This window comes from Aquidulcibacter sp., assembly GCF_049239865.1.
Lineage (GTDB): Bacteria > Pseudomonadota > Alphaproteobacteria > Caulobacterales > Aquidulcibacteraceae > Aquidulcibacter.
Map to the genome: position 1 here is coordinate 1 of NZ_JBMLTR010000137.1, position 2,740 is coordinate 2,740.

2 protein-coding genes are annotated in these 2,740 nt (G+C 59.3%); one reads left to right on the plus strand and one right to left on the minus strand.

The features are described 5' to 3' along the window. A partial coding sequence (locus ACOVRA_RS10065) for a cytochrome c peroxidase (RefSeq protein ID WP_421720182.1) occupies nucleotides 1–1,709 on the minus strand: 1,709 nt, incomplete at its 3' end. A 402-nt stretch (nucleotides 1,710–2,111) separates the two neighbouring features. Between ACOVRA_RS10065 and ACOVRA_RS10070 the strand changes: the two genes are divergently transcribed. Further along, a partial coding sequence (locus ACOVRA_RS10070) for a hypothetical protein (RefSeq protein ID WP_421720183.1) occupies nucleotides 2,112–2,740 on the plus strand: 629 nt, incomplete at its 3' end.

Below are 2,740 nucleotides of genomic sequence, written 5' to 3' on the forward strand. Positions count from 1 at the left end.
TCGTCCAAAGTGCGCAGGAAGGCGGCAAGGGCTGCTTTATCGGCGACCGATAGATTCAGGCGTTGGGGTACGCCATTGCGAAGCAGGCGGTTGTCGACGGCGGGGCCGGCTTGCACGCCGCTATTATAATGTTCCACCACTTGCTCGAGCGTGGTGAAGCGGCCGTCATGCATGAAGGGGCCACCGACGCCCATGTTCTTTAGAGAGGGCGACTTGAAGATACGTGTCTCGCCTGCGTCGAGGCCATTGGAGAGCGAGTTGGGGGCCAAGGCAAAAGTCGGCGCGGAATGGCAAGCCGCGCACCCTGCGCCGCCTTGGTTGGGTGGCGTGAAATAGAGCGTGCGGCCACGATTTTCTTGGGCTGTGAAATTGGGCAAATCTGCGCCCAGATTGCGGTTCGGCGCGGTGGCACTGAATACAGTCGCATAACCTGTGTCCCACTTGCTGCCGGTGGAGACCATGGCGCGTTGAAACTGGGCCAAAGCTTGCTGGATGCGGGCTTCGGTGATGGTGGGGCTGCCAAAGGCGAAGTTGAACAGGTCTGGGTAATAAGTCGTGGCATTCATCTTGGTAATTAGGGCGGCCATGCCACCAGCGGCAGTATCCCAGCCCATCTCAATTGCGTTCTGGATGGGTTGGGTAGCTTGAATCTCAACGCTTGCTGCGCGCTTGTCCCAGAACATGGTGCCCGGGCGATAATAGCTGATATTGCCAAGGCGCATAGCGTGGGCCGTGGTGAAAGCGGTCCCTGAGAAGCCCGTGCTGAACTGGCGCGGATCGCTGAAGCCATTGGCTTGGCGATGGCAGGAGGCGCAGGAAATCGTGTCGTTCACGCTCAAACGGCGGTCATTGAATAGAACTCTGCCGAGGCTCGCCGTGCGGTTATTGATGGCATTGTTCGCAGGGGTGTTATCATCGGGAGTCACGGTGCCATCATAATAAGCGGGCAAGGTGATGCTGGCGAAATTGTCTAAGGCGTTGAAGTCGAGGGTGGTGAATTCAGCTACGCCAGCGGGCGTTGCGACGGCACCATTGGGTACCACATTGACGCCAGCAGACGCTGCCCCCGTGCCCACCGCATTGATGGCCCGCACGCTGCAGCTATAGGTCAAGCCGTTGGCGAGACCGGTGACCGTGGCGGGACTGGCAGAACCTGTCGCGCTGGCACTCAAAGTGCCGCTGACGCAGGTGACGCTATAGCCCGTGATGGGCGAGCCGCCGGTGATGAGGGAGGCTGTAAAGGCAATGCTGGCACCTTTATCGGCGGGTGTCGCTGCGCCAATGGTTGGGGCAGCGGGTACAACCGGCAAAGCCGGCGTTGCGCTGGTTGCGGCGGAACTTGGGCTGGTGCCCGTCACATTGGTCGCGGCAATCGAGCAGCTATAGGCGGTGCCATTGGTCAGGCCCGTCACATCAATCGGGCTGGTAGAGCCGATGCCCGTGCGGGTGGCACCCCCTGCCGTGCAGCTAGCTGTATAGCTGGTGATCGCAGAGCCGCCGGTGGCGGTCGGCGCAGTGAAATGAACTTTAATCGCCGTATTGCCGGGATCCAGCGCCACCAAGGTCGGCGCGCCGGGTACTGTCAGGGTTACGCCACCGCCAGACGAGCCCGCGTCGCTGCTGCCACCCCCACCGCAACCTGCCAAGGCCCCCATGCTGATCAAAACAAGACAGGACAGGACAGATGGTGACAGCTTGATTGGTGGCATCGAGAACCCCGAGATATTGACACTAGATGTGCTGATAACGGGCGAGACTTAAGATTCCGTCGCGAACTAATGACATTTTCTCGCGATTTCGTGATCAAGTGTCAGGCAGGCCCCGTGAAGGGCAAAAAAAGAGGCCGCATCCAGCGAGGATGCGGCCCTTTGAGGCGGCCTCTTGGGGGGAGGAGACACCGATCAGCGTCAGAGACGCGAAACTATCGAGTGTCCGCAGCGGAGGCTCGCTGCCACTCCTAAGTAGGGATGCCGCAACAGAATAAAAAGGGCCGTGATGGTTAAGCAGGACTGCAAAAATGCATGGCTATTTCAGTAATTGCCGCTGGGGGCTCTGTATTTGATGTTCCCAAACTCTTCCCCCTGCCCGCGCGCTACCGTTAGAGTGTCTTCATGATTTTCGTCTCGGCTTGCTTCATGGCTTTACTGAGTGCGTGGCTTGTCACGCGCCTGATGATGGTTTGGGCGATCCCAGACGTGCCCGACGCTGTGCGCAAATTGCACCGTGCGCCCACGCCGACTTCTGGCGGGGTGGGCATTATGGCCGGGACAGTGGTCGGGCTGGGGGTGTTTTGCTTTTACTTCACCAATGTCACCGCGGAGTTCTCATTATGCCTTGCCGTCTCGCTCGCGGGCGGTTTGCTGGGCTTTTGGGATGACCGGGCGGCACTTGGCCCTAAGATAAAACTGATGATCCTAGTGGCGATTACGTCTGGCTTTGTCATTTGGGGCGCGCGGATCGAGGCTCTCCCGCTCTGGGACGGGGCAATCTGGCAACTTGGGCCTGTGTTGGGTGGTCTTGGGACGCTCTTGTGGCTCTTGGTGATCGTCAATGTCGTCAATTTCATGGACGGGGCAAACGGTTTGTCGATTGGCTCCAGCATGGTGGGCCTCGTCTTCCTCAGTGTGGTGTGCGGGTTTGCCAGCTTTGCACATTCGAGCCCAGCATTTCAGGTAACCATTTATGGCCTGATCTCGGCCCTCGCCTGTTGTGGCTTTCTGTATTGGAACGTGGCGGGCGG